General features: G+C 73.7%; 13 protein-coding genes and 1 pseudogene. 3 read left to right on the top strand and 11 right to left on the bottom strand.

The annotated features are described in order from the left end of the window. Nucleotides 1-61 precede the first annotated feature (61 nt). The 5 genes from EV383_RS27860 to EV383_RS27840 all read right to left on the bottom strand — a co-directional run bounded on the left by EV383_RS27860 (nt 62) and on the right by EV383_RS27840 (nt 6,072). The gene (locus EV383_RS27860) at nt 62-1,456 is read right to left on the bottom strand and encodes a MadS family sensor histidine kinase (protein ID WP_130292689.1); all 1,395 of its coding nucleotides are present in this window, start codon (nt 1,454-1,456) and stop codon (nt 62-64) included. Between the two features lie 46 nt (nt 1,457-1,502). Then, nucleotides 1,503-2,690 carry an iron-containing alcohol dehydrogenase gene (locus EV383_RS27855; RefSeq protein ID WP_130295124.1) on the bottom strand — a complete coding sequence of 396 codons (1,188 nt, stop codon included), beginning with the start codon at nt 2,688-2,690 and terminating at the stop codon, nt 1,503-1,505. Nucleotides 2,691-2,911: 221 nt separating this feature from the next. Beyond that, nucleotides 2,912-4,027 (bottom strand): XdhC family protein, encoded by a 1,116-nt coding sequence (locus EV383_RS27850; protein WP_130292687.1) that lies wholly within the window; start codon nt 4,025-4,027, stop codon nt 2,912-2,914. Continuing rightward, entirely contained in the window at nt 4,020-5,180 is a 1,161-nt protein-coding gene (locus EV383_RS27845; RefSeq protein ID WP_130292685.1) for a vWA domain-containing protein, read from the bottom strand. Before EV383_RS27845 ends, EV383_RS27850 begins: the two co-directional genes overlap by 8 nt. A 10-nt stretch (nt 5,181-5,190) precedes the next feature. Further along, nucleotides 5,191-6,072, bottom strand: a complete 882-nt coding sequence (locus tag EV383_RS27840) for an AAA family ATPase (protein ID WP_130295122.1) — start codon at nt 6,070-6,072, stop codon at nt 5,191-5,193. 558 nt (nt 6,073-6,630) lie between these two features. On the opposite strand from EV383_RS27840, the gene EV383_RS27835 reads away from it, so the two are divergent. Continuing rightward, nucleotides 6,631-7,239: a transglycosylase family protein gene (locus tag EV383_RS27835; RefSeq protein WP_130292683.1), complete on the top strand. Its 609-nt coding sequence runs from the start codon at nt 6,631-6,633 to the stop codon at nt 7,237-7,239. A 91-nt stretch (nt 7,240-7,330) separates the two neighbouring features. Here EV383_RS27835 and EV383_RS32780 read toward each other — a convergent pair. Further along, nucleotides 7,331-8,250, bottom strand: a pseudogene (locus tag EV383_RS32780) (molybdenum cofactor biosynthesis protein MoaE). Then, the gene (gene moaC / locus EV383_RS27820) at nt 8,247-8,777 is read right to left on the bottom strand and encodes a cyclic pyranopterin monophosphate synthase MoaC (RefSeq protein ID WP_278044854.1); all 531 of its coding nucleotides are present in this window, start codon (nt 8,775-8,777) and stop codon (nt 8,247-8,249) included. Before moaC ends, EV383_RS32780 begins: the two are co-directional and overlap by 4 nt. A gap of 427 nt (nt 8,778-9,204) precedes the next feature. On the opposite strand from moaC, the gene EV383_RS27815 reads away from it, so the two are divergent. Then, nucleotides 9,205-9,828: a LysM peptidoglycan-binding domain-containing protein gene (locus tag EV383_RS27815; protein ID WP_130292677.1), complete on the top strand. Its 624-nt coding sequence runs from the start codon at nt 9,205-9,207 to the stop codon at nt 9,826-9,828. 121 nt (nt 9,829-9,949) lie between these two features. Here EV383_RS27815 and EV383_RS27810 read toward each other — a convergent pair whose 3' ends face one another. Together EV383_RS27810 and EV383_RS27805 are read right to left on the bottom strand one after the other, a co-directional pair. Beyond that, the gene (locus EV383_RS27810; protein ID WP_278044887.1) at nt 9,950-10,585 is read right to left on the bottom strand and encodes a nucleotidyltransferase family protein; all 636 of its coding nucleotides are present in this window, start codon (nt 10,583-10,585) and stop codon (nt 9,950-9,952) included. 10 nt (nt 10,586-10,595) lie between these two features. Further along, nucleotides 10,596-10,775: a hypothetical protein gene (locus EV383_RS27805; protein ID WP_165438526.1), complete on the bottom strand. Its 180-nt coding sequence runs from the start codon at nt 10,773-10,775 to the stop codon at nt 10,596-10,598. Nucleotides 10,776-10,943: 168 nt separating this feature from the next. Here EV383_RS27805 and EV383_RS27800 point away from each other — a divergent pair, with 168 nt between their 5' ends. Then, nucleotides 10,944-13,241: a helicase-associated domain-containing protein gene (locus EV383_RS27800; protein ID WP_130292673.1), complete on the top strand. Its 2,298-nt coding sequence runs from the start codon at nt 10,944-10,946 to the stop codon at nt 13,239-13,241. A 42-nt stretch (nt 13,242-13,283) separates the two neighbouring features. Here the strand turns inward: EV383_RS27800 and EV383_RS27795 are convergent, their stop codons facing one another. Both EV383_RS27795 and EV383_RS27790 read right to left on the bottom strand, forming a co-directional pair. Next, entirely contained in the window at nt 13,284-13,886 is a 603-nt protein-coding gene (locus EV383_RS27795) for a GTP-binding protein (protein ID WP_423213669.1), read from the bottom strand. Continuing rightward, nucleotides 13,867-14,499, bottom strand: coding sequence for a DUF742 domain-containing protein (locus EV383_RS27790; protein WP_130292672.1), 633 nt, complete (start codon nt 14,497-14,499; stop codon nt 13,867-13,869). The genes EV383_RS27795 and EV383_RS27790 overlap by 20 nt, the downstream gene beginning before the upstream one ends. Between the last annotated feature and the right edge of the window lie 20 nt (nt 14,500-14,519).

The following is a 14,519-nucleotide window of genomic DNA, read 5'->3' as shown; positions in this document are numbered from 1 at the left end:
ACGATCCGGATCGGTGCCGGCGGGGCCGACCCTCCGTTCCGGGAACTCGTGCGTGCGGTGTTCACTGCGGCTCCGATCCTCGTGTGGCCAGGGGGACGTCCACCTGGACCTGCAGCCCGCCGATCCGGGAGCGCCGGAAGCGCAGTGCGCCGCCCATCTCCTGGGCACGGGTGTTCATGTTGACCAGACCGCGGTGCTCTCCGGACGGGCCGCGCAGGTCGGCGGCGCGCAACGTCCGGCGGATCTCCTCGGGGCTCGCGCCGCCGTCGTCGGAGATCGTGAGCCGCACCCGGTCGGGCTGGTAGGCGAGCCGGACGACCGCGCGCGAGGCGGCCGCGTGCATCGCGGTGTTGAACAGCGCCTCGCCGGCGATCCGGAACAGCGACTGCTCGTGCTCCGGGGGCAGCGGCACGGGGGTGCCACCGATCTTGACCTCGACCCGGAGCTCGTCGGGCATGTGCACCGTGGAGAGCTGGCGCAGCATCGACGGCAGGTCCTTGTCGCCGTGGTCGTCGTCGTTGAGCGCGTAGATCGCCGAGCGCAGCTGCTCCACCGCACGCCGGGTCAGGTCCTTGGCCGTGTCCAGGTGCCCGACCAGCTTGACGTCGTCGAAGTCCCCGCCCTGGACCTCGCTGCGGCAGAGCTCGATGTGCATCCCGGCGGACAGGGCGTACTGGGTGACGCTGTCGTGCAGCTCGCGGGCGATCCGGTGCCGCTCGTTGTCGAGCACCTCGCGCTGCCGCGCCGCCCCGAGCGCCTGCTGGGTGCGCATCAGCTCCTCGTTGCGGGTGCGCAGGTCCTCGGCCTGACGCGCGGTGCGGACGTGCAGCCGTTCCGAGCGGTCGAGCAGAGAGCAGTTCTGCAGCGCCGACGCCGTCTGCCCGGCCAGGATCCGCAGCACCGAGTGGTCGGTGTCGTCGATCTCGCGTTCCGGCGGCGTCCAGGCCACGAAGCCGCCGACCGTGCGGCCGTTGAGCCGGATCGGCACGTGCAGGTGCCGGCGGGCCTCGACGTCGTCGTGGTGGGCGTGCTCGTCGACGACCGGGCCACCGTCCTGCACCGCCTCGACGTGGCGGCGCACCTTGTCCGGCACCAGTGTCAGGTTCGACCACTCGACGCCGTCCGGCCCCAGCACGACATGGCGGGGGAGTGCGTCCGGCAGCTCGCCCGCGACGAGCGCGAAGACGACCCAGTCCGCGGAGAGGTGGTCCGCGGCCGCGTCCGCGACGGCCCGGACGAGCGCCTCGGAGCCCTCCATCGTGCGCACCAGCGCCGCCGAGATCCGGTCCAGGGCCAGGATCACGCGGCGCAGGCGCTCGGCGCTGACCCGGTACTCCGGGTAGAACGACGGCTTGCCCGAGCGCAGCCCGGTCAGCGCGTCGAGATCGGCACGCTGACGGACGCCGTTCGCGTTCGGCGCGGGCGTGCGGCGGCGGGGGAACGGGGCGGCGGTCACGGCGCCGCGGTCGCCCTCCCGGGAAGGGCGATCACCCTGCTCGCCGTCACAGGGCCTCCCGGAACAGGCGCTCGATCTCCTCGACCGAGGCCGAGCGCGGGTTCGTGGTCAGGCACGCGTCGCCGAGGGTGAGCTGCGCAAGGCGCGGCACGTCCTGGTCCCGCACGCCGAGCGCGGCCAGCCCGGTCGGGACGCCGACCTCGTCGGCCAGCTTGCGGACCTCGGTGGCCACCATGTCGACGGCCTCGTCGCCGGGCATCCCCGGCCGGGCCGGCAGCCCCATCGCCTGCGCGATCGGCACGAACCGGGTCGGCTCGTCGGCGCCGTTGAACCGGATCACGTGCGGCAGCAGGACACCGTTGATCACACCGTGCGGCAGGTCGAGCATGCCGCCGACCTGGTGGCTCATCGCGTGCGTCGCACCGAGGATCGCGTTGGTGAACGCCAGCCCGGCCTCGAGCGCGGCCTGGGCCATCGCCGAGCGGGACGCGTCGTCGTGGCGGTGGATCATCGTGGTCGGCAGGTTGCCGTGCACCAGCGCGACCGCGTGCAGGGCGTGGGTGTCGGTGAGCGGGCCGTGCGCCAGCGAGACGAAGGCCTCGATGCCGTGGGTCAGGGCGTCCAGGCCGGTGGCGGCGTTGAGCCAGTCCGGCATCGTGACCAGCAGCCGCGGGTCGATCACCGAGACGTCCGGGACGAGCGCGCGCCCCATGATCGTGATCTTGGTCAGCCGCTCGGTGTCGGTGATGATGCAGAACTGCGAGACGTCCGCGCCGGTGCCCGACGTGGACGGGATCATGACCAGCGGGGGGATCGGGTTCGCGATCCGGTCGATGCCCTCGTAGTCACCGATCGTGCCGCCGTTGGCGGAGAGCAGGGCGACGCCCTTGGCCGCGTCGATCACCGAGCCGCCGCCGATGCCGAGGACGACGTCGCAGCCCGATGCCATGTAGCGCTGGTAGCCCGCCTGGATCTCGTGGTCCTTCGGGTTCGGCGTGATCTCGTTCCAGAGCTGGGGCCGCAGCCCGGCCGCGCGCATGTGCCGCAGCAGCTCGGCGGGCCAGCCGGCCTCGGTCAGGCCCGGGTCGGTGACGACGAACGGGCGGCTCGCGCCGAGACGGACCGCGGCGTGCGCGGCCTCGGGCAGCGAGTCGTGGCCGAACACGATCTCCGGTGCGTGGAACTTGGACAGCCGCGGGCTGCCCTCCCGGGGGTGGCCGGGTGGGTCCGCCATCGTGTCCTCGTCGAGCAGGAGCACCGTGTCCCCGGCATGGCCGGTGTCACCGGTGAGGACCACATTGCCCTCCAGGACGACGTCGTGACTTTCGCGTTCGGGCACGTCGGGTGTGTTGCCGCGAGACTACAGGGCGACACCCTCTCGCGACCCCACGATTCGCCGTCCGGTCCTGCGCCGCCTCCCCGAAAGGACGGGCGCCGTCGTCGTCCCCGGCGGGGTCAGGACGCGTGGATCGGGCCCTCCCGCTCGGCCAGCCGGGAACCGGCGGCACCCCAGTGCTGGGCGATCATCTCCGCGGCGATCGAGACGGCGGTCTCCTCGGGCGTGCGGGCGCCGAGGTCCAGGCCGATCGGCGAGGACATCTTCGCGATCTCGGCGTCGGTGACGCCGTTCTCCTTGAGCCGGGAGATCCGGTCGTCGTGCGTGCGTCGCGAGCCCATCGCGCCGATGTAGCCGACCTCGGGCAGCCGCAGCGCGACCTCCAGCAACGGCACGTCGAACTTCGGGTCGTGGGTCAGCACGCACAGCGCGGTGCGGGCGTCAATCCGCCCGGCCTCGGCCTCGGCCTGCAGGTAGCGGTGCGGCCACTCGACGATGACCTCGTTCGCGCCGGGGAACCGGCTCGCCGTGGCGAACACGGGGCGGGCGTCGCAGACCGTCACCCGGAACCCGAGGAACGAGCCCATCCGCGCCACCGCGGCGGCGAAGTCGATCGCGCCGAACACGATCATGCGGGGCGGCGGGGCGAAGGACTCCACGAACACCGACAGGCCCTCGCCGCGGCGCTGCCCGTCGACGCCGTAGGTCACCATCGCGTTGCGCCCGGCGTCGAGCAGGCCGCGCACGTCGTCGCGCACCGCGTCGTCGATCCGGGACGAGCCGGTGCCGCCCTCGACCGAGTCCGGCCAGACGATCAGGCGCTTGCCGAGACGCTCCGACGGGCCGGCGACCACGGTGGCCACCGCGACCGGTTTCTCGTCCCGGATGGCCTCGGCGATCCGGCCGAACTGCTCGTAGCTCTCCGGCGACACCTTCTCCACGAAGATGTCCAGGATGCCGCCGCAGGTCAGGCCGACGGCGAACGCGTCGTCGTCGGAGACGCCGTAGCGCTGCAGGACGGGGCGGTCCTCGCCGAGCACCTGCTGCCCGAGCTCGTAGACCGCTCCCTCGACGCACCCGCCGGACACGCTGCCGACGGCCTCGCCGCCCGGCCCGACCAGCATCGACGCGCCGGGCTGACGTGGCGCGGAGCGGAACGTCCCGACCACGGTCGCCAGCGCGGCCGGCTCGCCGTTCTTCCACCAGCCTTCTAACTGGTCGATGACATCACGCATCTCTGACCACCTTCAGCAGCTTCTCCAGCGTGTCCAGGCTGTGCCCGGCCAGCAGTTGGTCCAAGTACGGCAGGGCCGCGACTATTCCACCCTGCACGGGGGCGTAGCCGTCCTTGCCCGCGTGCGGGTTGACCCAGACCAGCTGATGGGCCAGCCGGGAGAGCCGCTGCACCTGGGTGCCGAGCAGCTCGGTCTCGCCGCGCTCCCAGCCGTCGGAGAACACGACGACCACCGCGCGACGGGCCGCGCCGCGCTGTCCCCAGCGGTTCACGAACGCGGCGAGCACCTCGCCGAGGCGGGTCCCGCCGGACCAGTCCGGGATGGCCTTGCCGGCCGCGGTCAGGGCCCGTTCGGCGTCGCGCTGGCGCAGCTCGCGGGTGATCCGGGTCAGGCGGGTGCCGAGCGTGAACGCCTCCACCGAGCGCGGGGAGCGGCGGACGAACACGTGCGCGAAGCGCAGCAGCGCGTCGGCGTAGGGCTCCATCGAGCCGGAGACGTCGATCAGCAGCACGACCTTGCGCGGGCGCCGCGAGACGTCGCGGCGGCGGATGTCGCTGAGCTCGCCGTGGTTGCGCAGCGCGGCGCGCAGCGTGCGGTCGGGGTCGGCCTCGCCGTGCCGGGACCGGCGCTTGCGCCGTGACGCCCGGGTCGGCGGCTCCGGGCGCAGCAGGGCGAGCAGGCGTCGCAGGTGCTCGCGCTCGGCGCCGGAGAGCTCGGCCAGGTCGCGGCTGCGCAGCACCTCGGTGCCGGTGGCCGCGGCCTTGATCTCCGGGCCGGCCTCCTGCTCGTCGTCCTCGCCCTCGCCCTCGCGGGTGGGCGCGAGGGAGGCGAGCTTGGGCGCCGGTGGCGGGCGGTCGTCGCGGACGCGGGTGCGCCCGCCCTGCGCCGGCTCGAACCAGGCCTCGAAGGCCAGGTCGTAGCGCACGATGTCGTCCGGGTCGGAGCACAGCGTCAGGCGCCCGGCCCAGTACGTCTGCATCCGGCTGGTGACGTCGAGGGTGTCGAGGGCCTGCAGGAACGCCGCGACGCGGTCGGTGGTGACCGGGACGCCGGCGCTGCGCAGGACCTCGGCGAAGCCGACCAGCCCGAGGACCGGGTCGCCCCCGGCCTCGGCGTCGGTGTCCGCGGGTGTCGGCGGAGAGGTTCGCGCCATCGAGGACGACCTAGGACGCGAGCAGCGCGTCGAGCTGGTTGCGCACCCGGTCGGCGTCCTCGCGGTACTTGAGGACGGCGCCGAGCGTGCGCGCGGCACTCTCGACGTCGAGGTGACGGGCGCCGACGAGCTGCAGCGCGCGGGCCCAGTCCAGCGACTCCGCGACGCCGGGCGGCTTGATCAGGTCGGACTGGCGCAGCTTGTGCGCGGCCCCGGCGACCTGCGCGGCCAGCTTCTCCGGCAGGTCGGGCAGGCGGCTGTGCAGGATCTCGATCTCCCGGTTGACGTCCGGGTGGTCGAGCCAGAGGTAGAGGCAGCGGCGCTTGAGGGCGTCGTGCACCTCGCGCGTGCGGTTGGAGGTGAGGACGACGATGGGCGGCGTCGTCGCCCGGATCTCACCGATCTCCGGGATGGTGACGGCGTGCTCGGTGAGCACCTCCAGGAGGAAGGCCTCGAACTCGTCGTCGGCGCGGTCGATCTCGTCGATGAGCAGCACCGACGGCGTGGTCTGCAGGGCGCGCAGGATCGGCCGGGCGAGCAGGAAGCGCTCGTCGTAGAGAGAGGCCTCCACGCTGTCCGCGTCGAGCTTCGCGCCGTCGACGCCGGCCGCGGCCTCGAGCGAGCGCAGGTGCAGCAGCTGGCGCGGGAAGTCCCAGTCGTAGAGGGCCTGCCCGGCGTCGATACCGTCGTGGCACTGCAGGCGGATCAGCTCCGCCCCCGTGGTCTGGGCGAGCGCCTGGGCCAGGGCGGTCTTGCCGGTCCCCGGCTCGCCCTCGCAGAACAGCGGACGGTTCATCTGCATGGCGAGGTAGGCCGCCGTCGCGAGACCGTCGTCGGCCAGATAACCGGTGGCGCGCAGTGCGGTGGCCAGCTCGGCGGGGCTGCCCGGCAGGGACTTCCGCGAGCCGTCGGATACGGGAGCGTTCACCCGGCCAGCATGCAGGACGGACGGGGCCCGGGCCACATCGGGCGTTGCTCGTGGACGGTCACGCTCGGTGGCTCGACGGCCTACTCTTCGTCATTTTTGATGATGCGATCATGGCAATGCTTCCGTTTTGGATCTATTTACGTCTGCGTGATGTGACCGTGATCCGAGCGCTCCGACCTGCATCTTTAACGATTCTCTGATAATTACAGCCATGTAACAGTGATTCCGGACACCGATTCCGTCATTGACTGCGGATAGCACTCGAAACGTACTGTTCCGCCTCGGTCGATCGCATCAGATCGGTCCGAATGCATCCGGAATCGCCGCGCCGGCTCCCTGTCCCGCGGTTCGCCGGTCCGTCGAGACAGAAGGACGGGACAGGGACGAGGAGTTCTTTCCGATCGACGCCGGCGACGGCGTCGCTCCCCGGGTCCCGACTCGACGCTCCCCCGCGACGATCGGCGGGCACATCCGTGCCCGGTAGACCTCGAAGAACTCTCGGACGGCGCGGTGGAGTCAGCAATGAACCAGGGAACCAAGGGTCGAAGTCTCCTGCGCCTGACTGTGGCGGGAGCCGTCGCCGTCGGCGCATCGGCCGCGATCGCCGGTACCGCCTCCGCAGCCCCCGACGACACGTGGGACGCCCTCGCCCAGTGCGAGAGCGGCGGCAACTGGTCGACGAACACGGGTAACGGCTACGCGGGTGGGCTGCAGTTCTCGCCGTCCACCTGGAAGGCCTTCGGCGGCAGCGGGTCGGCGTCGAGCGCGAGCCGCTCGGAGCAGATCGCCGTCGCGGAGCGGGTGCTCGCCGCCCAGGGCTGGAACGCCTGGCCGAGCTGCTCCAAGAAGACCGGCGCCAGCGGGAAGGCCGAGACCTCGAAGCGGGTCACCGCCGCCGCCGACGAGCCGGAGAAGAAGGCCACGCCGAAGGCGTCGAAGAAGAAGGCCGCTCCGAAGGCCACCACGCAGTCGGCCCCGAAGGCCACCGGCGGCGGGTACACCGTCGTCGCCGGCGACACGCTGTCGAAAATCGCCGCCTCGAACGGCACCAGCGTCGCGTCCCTGGCCTCGGCCAACGGTCTGGCCGACCCGGACGTGCTGTCCGTGGGCCAGAAGCTCAGCCTGCGCTGAGCCCGCTCTCCTGAGCCGACGACGGCCCGGGGCCGGGGAGGTGGGTTCCTCTCCCGGCGCCCGGGCCGTCGTCGTCGGGCACCGGCGGGTCTCAGGTCGAGTTGACCCACTCGTCGTCGCCGTCGGTGAACCGCTGGTGCTTCCACACCGGCAGCAGCCGCTTCACCTCGTCGACGAGCTCGGCACACACCTCGAACGCCTCGCGACGGTGGTCCGCGGCGACCGCGCAGGCCAGGGCCACGTCGCCGATCTCCAGCGGTCCGACGCGGTGGCTGACCGCGATCGCCCGGACCCCGCTCGCCCGCGCCGCGACGTCCGCGGCGACCTGACCGACGATCGATCCGGCGGTGGGGTGGGCGCTGTACTCCAGGCCCTGCACCGACCGTCCGCCGTCGTGGTCGCGGACGACCCCGGCGAACGTGACGACCGCGCCGGCCCCGGCGTGGTCGACCAGGCGGGCGTGCTCGTCGACGTCGAGGGGTTCTTCGCCGACGGCTGCGCGCACGACCTGCGCCGTCACATCGGGGGTGGTCATCGGTGGTCTCCTCCGTGCAGCTGGTCGACGGCGTGGTCGAGCACGTTCTCCAGGACCCCGAGGCCGTCCTTCACCCCGCCGGTGGACCCGGGCAGGTTCACCACCAGGGTGCGACCGGCCACGCCGGCGAGCCCGCGCGACAGTACTGCCGTGGGGACGGTCGGGGCGCCCGCGTCGCGGATCGCGTCCGCCAGGCCGGGCACCTCGTAGTCCAGGACGGCCCGTGTGGTCTCCGGGGTCGCGTCGGTGGGGGAGATGCCGGTGCCGCCGGTCGTGATCACCACGTCGACGCCCTCGGCGACGGCCGCGCGCAACGCCTCCCCGACCGGCTCGCCGTCCGGCACGACGGCCGGGTCCGGCGTCTCGTACCCGCGCCCGCGCAGCCAGTCCACGATCAGCGGCCCGCCGCGGTCGGCGTAGACCCCGGCCGCGGCCCGGTTCGACGCCGTCACGACCCGTGCGGTCCGTTCGCTCACGCCTGGTCCCCCTCGTCGTCCCGGCCGGCGGGGCGCACCCAGGTGCCGGTCTTGCCGCCGTCCTTGCGCTCCACCCGGACCGCGTCCAGCACGGCGGCCGGGTCGACCGCCTTGATCATGTCGTGCAGGGTCAGCCCGGCCACCGCGACCGCGGTCAGGGCCTCCATCTCCACACCCGTGCGGTCGGTGGTGCGCACCTGCGCCCGGATGTCGATCCGGGACCCGCTCGCGACGAGGTCCAGAGTCACGCCGCTGATCGCGATCGGGTGGCACAGCGGCACCAGGTCCGGGGTGCGCTTGGCCCCCATGATCCCGGCGATCCGTGCCGTGGCCAGGGCGTCGCCCTTCGGCAGGCCGTCGGTGTGCAGCAGCCCGACCACCTCGGCGGTGGTGTGCAGGACGCCGGTCGCGACGGCGGTACGGCGCCCCGGCGCCTTGTCCGAGACGTCCACCATGCGGGCCGCGCCGGCGTCGTCGACATGGCTGAGCGCAGGCTGGTCGTGACGGTGATCCTCGTGCTCGTCCACGGGCGAGACCCTACGTCCCCGCACCGTGGTCGCCCCGACACGCCCGCGCCACCGGAACGGGTGACAACGTGTGATGTGAATCACGTTTGGCGAACCGATTCATTCTGTGTTCTCACCGTTTTCCGTTCGTGATTCGTCGCTCTGACCAGCAATGATCGGAAAATGATCTTTAACGTGCTGGTCAGGGCGCCGGGCACGCAGCGTGTCGCAGGACTTTCGCTCGCCCCGGACGCGTCGTACCTTGCCTGTGGCCCGGACGACTCCCCCATTGCGTCCAGGCCCCGGAACCGCAGCGCTCCCTGTCCGGCGGATCTCCGGCCCCCGAAGCACGAAACAACGTGGGACAGGGTGGATCGACCGGTCGGCTCGCCGACCACACCGTCACTCCCCGTCGGTGGATCCAGGTGCGCAGCGGCGGAGATCTGCCATGGCTCGTTACCGCGGCAAGCATCGCAAACCCAGCACCACCGGTCGCAACATCGCACGGACCGCCGTCGCCGGCGCCGTGGTCGGAGCACCGTTGGTCACCCTCATGCCCGCGGCCAACGCCGCGACGGACTCCACCTGGGACAAGCTCGCGCACTGCGAGAGCACCGGGAACTGGGCCGCCAACACCGGCAACGGCTTCTCCGGCGGCCTGCAGTTCACGAAGTCCACCTGGAAGGCCTTCGGCGGCGCGAAGTACGCCCCGGTCGCCCACCAGGCCACCCGCGCCGAGCAGATCGCGGTCGCCGAGAACGTGCTGGCCGAGCAGGGCTGGAACGCCTGGCCGTCGTGCTCGAAGAAGGTCGGCGCCTCCGGCAAGTCCACGCCGCGCACCGTCGAGTCGGACAGCGGCACGAACGCCCCGCAGCGCCAGCGGCTCAGCGCCCCGGCGCCCGCCGCCGCCCCGGCCGCCCCCGGTGCCGCCTACGTGGTGAAGGCCGGCGACACGCTCGGCAAGATCGCCTCCGCGCACGGCATGGGCGACTGGAAGCAGCTGCTCGCGAAGAACCCCGGTCTCGGTGGTGGGGACATGATCCACCCCGGCCAGAAGCTCGCCGTCCGCTAGGACGCCGCGCTCCTGCCGGATCGGCAGGGGACAGTACCGATCTCCGTCGCGCCCCGGCGCGGTGCGGACCACGTGGTCCGCACCGCGCCGGGGTGTTCTGCGGTCCGGGCCCGGGTCGCTCTCAGGCGCCGGTCAGGCGGCGCAGCTGCTCGGGGGTGTCCACGTCGTCCGGGACGGCCAGGTCCCCGCACTCGACGAGCTCCAGGCCGGGGTGGCCGGCGAGGTACCCGCGGGCCCCGGCGTCACCGGTCGCGGACTCGGCCACCGCGGCCCAGTGGTGGCGGCCGATCAGCACCGGGTGCGCGGCCTTCCCGTCGTAGGCGGCGCGGCGCAGGACGTCCGGGTCGGGCCTCGACGCGGGTGCGTCCGTCCCGGCGGTGCGCCGGATCGCCCCGGGCGTGATCCCGGGCAGGTCGACCAGGTGCACCAGGGCGGCGTCCGGGGCGGGCAGGAGCTCCGACAGCGCGTGCAGGCCGCGGCGCAGGGAGGCGCCCATGCCCTCGTCCCAGTCGTGCGCGACGACGGCGCGCACCTCCGGCGGCAGGCCGTCGGCCCGCAGGGCGGTCTCGACCTCCGCGGCGCGGGCGCCCAGGACGACCGTCACCGGGTCGCAGCCGCCGTCGGCGAGCACGCGGACGGCGCGCAGGGCCAGCCGCTCGCCCTCGAACCGGACCAGCGCCTTCGGCCCGCCCATCCGCCGTCCGGCGCCGCCGGCCAGCAGCAGGCCGGCGACGGCGGGCGCCGCGTCCCCAGGGATGGCGGTGCTACTAGCGGTTGATCTCGGTGACCGGGTGCTCGTAGGGCACCTCGGCCAGCGGGAACTCGACGTCGCCGAACGGGGACATGTTGCCCTGCACCGGTCCGAGCAGCTCGGTCAACGGGTGCTCGCCGTCGGGCAGCTCGGGCCAGGCGGGGTCGATACGGCCGGTGTCGAATGCCTTCGCCACGATCTCTCCTACGGTTGCTCGGGCGGGGCGACGGCGACGCCCCGGACGGCCCCAGTATCCCGTAACGCCCCCGCGGCGTCTCCCCCGCGTCGTGACCACCGGTGTGACACCGGTCGTGGCGCCCGGTCGCGGTGAGCGGTGTGGCGCGGCACGACTACCGTGGTGGGGATGCAGACGTCCCTGGTCGACTGGCTGCGCGGCCAGGACGACGAGACCCTCGCCGCACTGCTGCGGGTGCGCCCGGACCTCGCCGTCCCGCCGCCCGCCGACCTCACCGTGCTCGCCACCCGGGCCGGCATCCGCGCCTCGGTGCAGCGGGCCTGCGAGGAGCTCGACACCGTCGCGCTGGCGGTGCTGGAGGCGCTCGTCGTCGCCGGGGCCGAGACCGTGCCCACCGATGCGGCCGAGGTCGCCCGGCTGCTCGGCCCGGACGTCCCGGCGGGGACCGTGGAGTCGGGTCTCACCGCGCTGCGCGACCGGGCGCTGGTCTGGGGCCCGGACGACGAGCTGGCCCTGGTGCCCGCGGCGCGCGAGGTCGTCCCGCCGTATCCCGGTGGCCTGGGCCGTCCGGCGAGCGGCCCGGCGGCCGTCGACGACCTGGCGGGTCTGCTGGCCGACGTGGACTCCGACGAGCAGCGCGTGCTCGACGCCCTCGTCGCCGGACCGCCGATCGGGCGCAGCCGCGGGGCGTCGGACCCGTCGACGCCGGTCGGGCGCCTGGTCGCGCGGGGGCTGCTGCTGCGGGTGGACACCGAGACCGTGGAGATGCCCCGCCAGGTCGGTCTCGCGCTGCGCGGGGACCGGCCGATGGGCGAGATCCACCTCGAGCGTCCGGACGTCGTGACGAAGGACCGTGAACCGTCCACCGTGGACGGCACCGGCGCCGGGGCGGCGCTGGAGCTGCTGCGCCGTGCGGACCTGCTGATCGACGCCTGGGGGCGCAACCCGCCCGGAGTGCTCCGTTCCGGCGGGCTCGGCGTGCGGGACCTGCGCCGCGTCGCCAAGGACTGCGACACCGACGAGACGACGGCGGCGCTGCTGGTCGAGCTGCTGCGCGCGGCCGACCTGGTCGGCGAGACCGAGACGACGCAGCCGGAGTGGCTGCCCACCACCACGGCGGACGCGTGGCGGGCGAGCCCGGACGAGATCCGCTGGGCGGAGCTGGCCCGCGCCTGGATCGACCTGCCCCGGCTGCCCGGCCTGGTCGGGCGCCGCGACGACGCCGACCGCCCGATCGCCGCCCTGTCCGACAGCGTCCGGCGCCCGCCGGCCGGGCGGGACCGCCGCCGCGTGCTGGCCGCGCTGGCCGAGATGCCGCCCGGCCGCTCGGTGGGGTCGGCCCCGGCGCTGGCCGAGCTGCTGGCCTGGCGCGCGCCCCGGCGCGGCGGACGGCTGCGCGACGACGTCGTGTCCTGGACGATCGCCGAGGCCACCGCGCTCGGCGTCGTCGCCCTGGACGCGATGACCACGGCCGGACGGGTGCTGCTCGAACGGCCGTTGCACGACCCCTCCCCGCGGAGCTCGGCCGACCTGTCCGCGGCGCTGTACGCGGCCCTGCCCGAGCCGATCGAGCACGTCCTGCTGCAGGCCGACCTGACCGCCGTCGCCCCCGGGCGGCTGTCCCCGGAGCTGGCCCACGAGCTGGGGATCCTGGCCGACATCGAGTCCGCCGGAGGGGCGAGCGTCTACCGCTTCACCGAGAACAGCCTGCGCCGCGCGCTCGACACCGGGCGGACCGCCGAGGACGTCCGCGCGACCCTGGCCGCCCGCTCGGCCACGCCGGTGCCGCAGTCGCTGTCCTACCTCGTCGACGACGTCGCCCGCCGGCACGGGCGGCTGCGCGGCGGGACCGCGGCGTCGTTCCTGCGCTCCGACGACGAGGTACTGATCTCGGAGGTCCTCGCGCACGCCGACGCGCCCGGGCTGGGCCTGCGCCGCCTCGCCCCGACGGTCGCGGTCAGCTCGCTACCGCTGGCCGAGGTGCTCGACGGCCTGCGTGCGGCCGGGTTCAGCCCGTCCGCCGAGGACGCCGGCGGTGCCGTGCTGGACCTGGGGGAGCGGGGGCGGCGGACCGAGCCGCGGCGCCGTTCCCGGTCCGGGGTCGTCTCCGAGGGCCCGCCCGCCCGGCAGGCCGAGGACCTGGTGGCCCGGATGCGCTCCGGCGACGCGCTCGCCGGGATGCGGCCCAGCGCGGAGCGCCGTCGTGCCGCGGGGTTCGACACCCCCGCCGAGGCCGCCGCGGCGATCCGCGGATCGACCACCACGCTCGCGTCACTGCAGGACGCGGCGCGCAACCGGCAGAACGTCTGGATCGGCTACGTCGACGCGCACGGTGTCGCCGGCGAGCGCGTGCTCGCCCCGACGACGATCGGCGGCGGTGTCGTCGAGGGCCGGGACGCCCTCGACGGCGAGATCCGGCGGGTGCCGCTGCACCGGATCACGTCGGTCGCCGTCGTGGACGGCTGACCGCCCGCCCTCGTCGACGACGGGGCGGGCGGGTCGTGCGGGTCAGCGCGGCGCGCCGGCGGCCATCCGCTGGTGCATGGCGTGCTGGACGAGCGCGATCAGGCACTCCTTGGTCGACGCCCGGTTGCGCGCGTCGCAGGTGACCATCGGGACGGACGGGTCGATCGACATCGCCTCGCGGACGTCCTCGACGTCGTGGGCGAGGATCCCGTCGAACGCGTTCACCCCGACCACGTAGGGCAGGCCCCGGTCCTCGAAGAAGTCGATCGCGGCGAACGAGTCCGCGAGACGGCGGGTGTCGACCAGCACGACGGCACCGATGGCGCCGCGGACCAGGTCGTCCCACATGAACCAGAACCGCTGCTGCCCGGGCGTGCCGAACAGGTACAGCACCAGCTCGGCGTCGAGCGACACGCGGCCGAAGTCCATCGCGACGGTGGTCGAGACCTTGTTCGGGGTCGCCGAGAGGTCGTCGTGCGAGGCACTGGCCTCGGTCATCACGGCCTCGGTGGTCAGCGGCATGATCTCGGAGACGGAGCCGACGAACGTCGTCTTCCCGACGCCGAACCCACCGGCCACCACGATCTTGGCCGACATCGTCGCGGTGCGGGCGACGGGCTGTGGCCTAGAGCCGACGGAGTCCACTCAGAACCCTTTCCATCAGCGCGAGGTCCGGCAGGTCGCCGGCGGTGCTCGCGGTCTGGTGCACGGTCACGGTGCCTCCCGAGGCCATGTCCCCGAGCAGGACCCGGGCCACGCCGAGCGGGAGGGAGAGCAGCGCGGCCACCTCGGCCACCGAACGGGTCTGCTCCAGGAGCAGGTCCGCCACGGAGCGGTGCTCCATCGGGAGCCGGTCGAGCTGGCTGCGCGCCCGGTTGCTGACCGAGACCAGGGTCTCGATGGCCAGCTCGTAACCGGACTTGGTCCGGCCCCCGGTCCAGGCGTAGGGCCGCACCGACGCGGCGCCCCCGACCGGGGACTGGACCGGTGGTGGCGGCTGCGGCGGCGCCGCGGCCGGTGGCGGCGGCCTGTCCTGCTCGGCCGCCAGTTCCGCCGCCGTGGGCGGCAGCCCGTAGGCGGCCGACCCGGTGATCGGCCCGGTGAGCTCCGCCGGTGACGGTGGCGGCTCGGCGGAGGGGCTGGAACGTCCCCACCTACGCTTCTTGGGCTTGCGCCCGGCGTCGAGGCTGAACCCGTTCATCACGTCGGCGAACGTGGGTTCGTACCGGCGGTCGTCGTCGTCCGGACCGGTGCTCATCGGATCTCACCTGCCTTGGC

The organism is Pseudonocardia sediminis, from assembly GCF_004217185.1.
Lineage (GTDB): Bacteria > Actinomycetota > Actinomycetes > Mycobacteriales > Pseudonocardiaceae > Pseudonocardia > Pseudonocardia sediminis.
This window is presented reverse-complemented; position numbering and strand designations above follow the sequence as displayed.

What these genes read in the sequence shown, in the direction of transcription:
- EV383_RS27855 (WP_130295124.1), bottom strand. Translation starts at nt 2,690, where the DNA reads ATGGCGGACCCACCCGGCCACCCCCGGGAGGGCAGCCCGCGGCTGTCC.
- EV383_RS27850 (WP_130292687.1), bottom strand. Translation starts at nt 4,027, where the DNA reads ATGCGTGATGTCATCGACCAGTTAGAAGGCTGGTGGAAGAACGGCGAG.
- EV383_RS27845 (WP_130292685.1), bottom strand. Translation starts at nt 5,180, where the DNA reads ATGGCGCGAACCTCTCCGCCGACACCCGCGGACACCGACGCCGAGGCC.
- EV383_RS27835 (WP_130292683.1), top strand. Translation starts at nt 6,631, where the DNA reads ATGAACCAGGGAACCAAGGGTCGAAGTCTCCTGCGCCTGACTGTGGCG.
- EV383_RS27815 (WP_130292677.1), top strand. Translation starts at nt 9,205, where the DNA reads ATGGCTCGTTACCGCGGCAAGCATCGCAAACCCAGCACCACCGGTCGC.
- EV383_RS27800 (WP_130292673.1), top strand. Translation starts at nt 10,944, where the DNA reads ATGCAGACGTCCCTGGTCGACTGGCTGCGCGGCCAGGACGACGAGACC.
- EV383_RS27790 (WP_130292672.1), bottom strand. Translation starts at nt 14,499, where the DNA reads ATGAGCACCGGTCCGGACGACGACGACCGCCGGTACGAACCCACGTTC.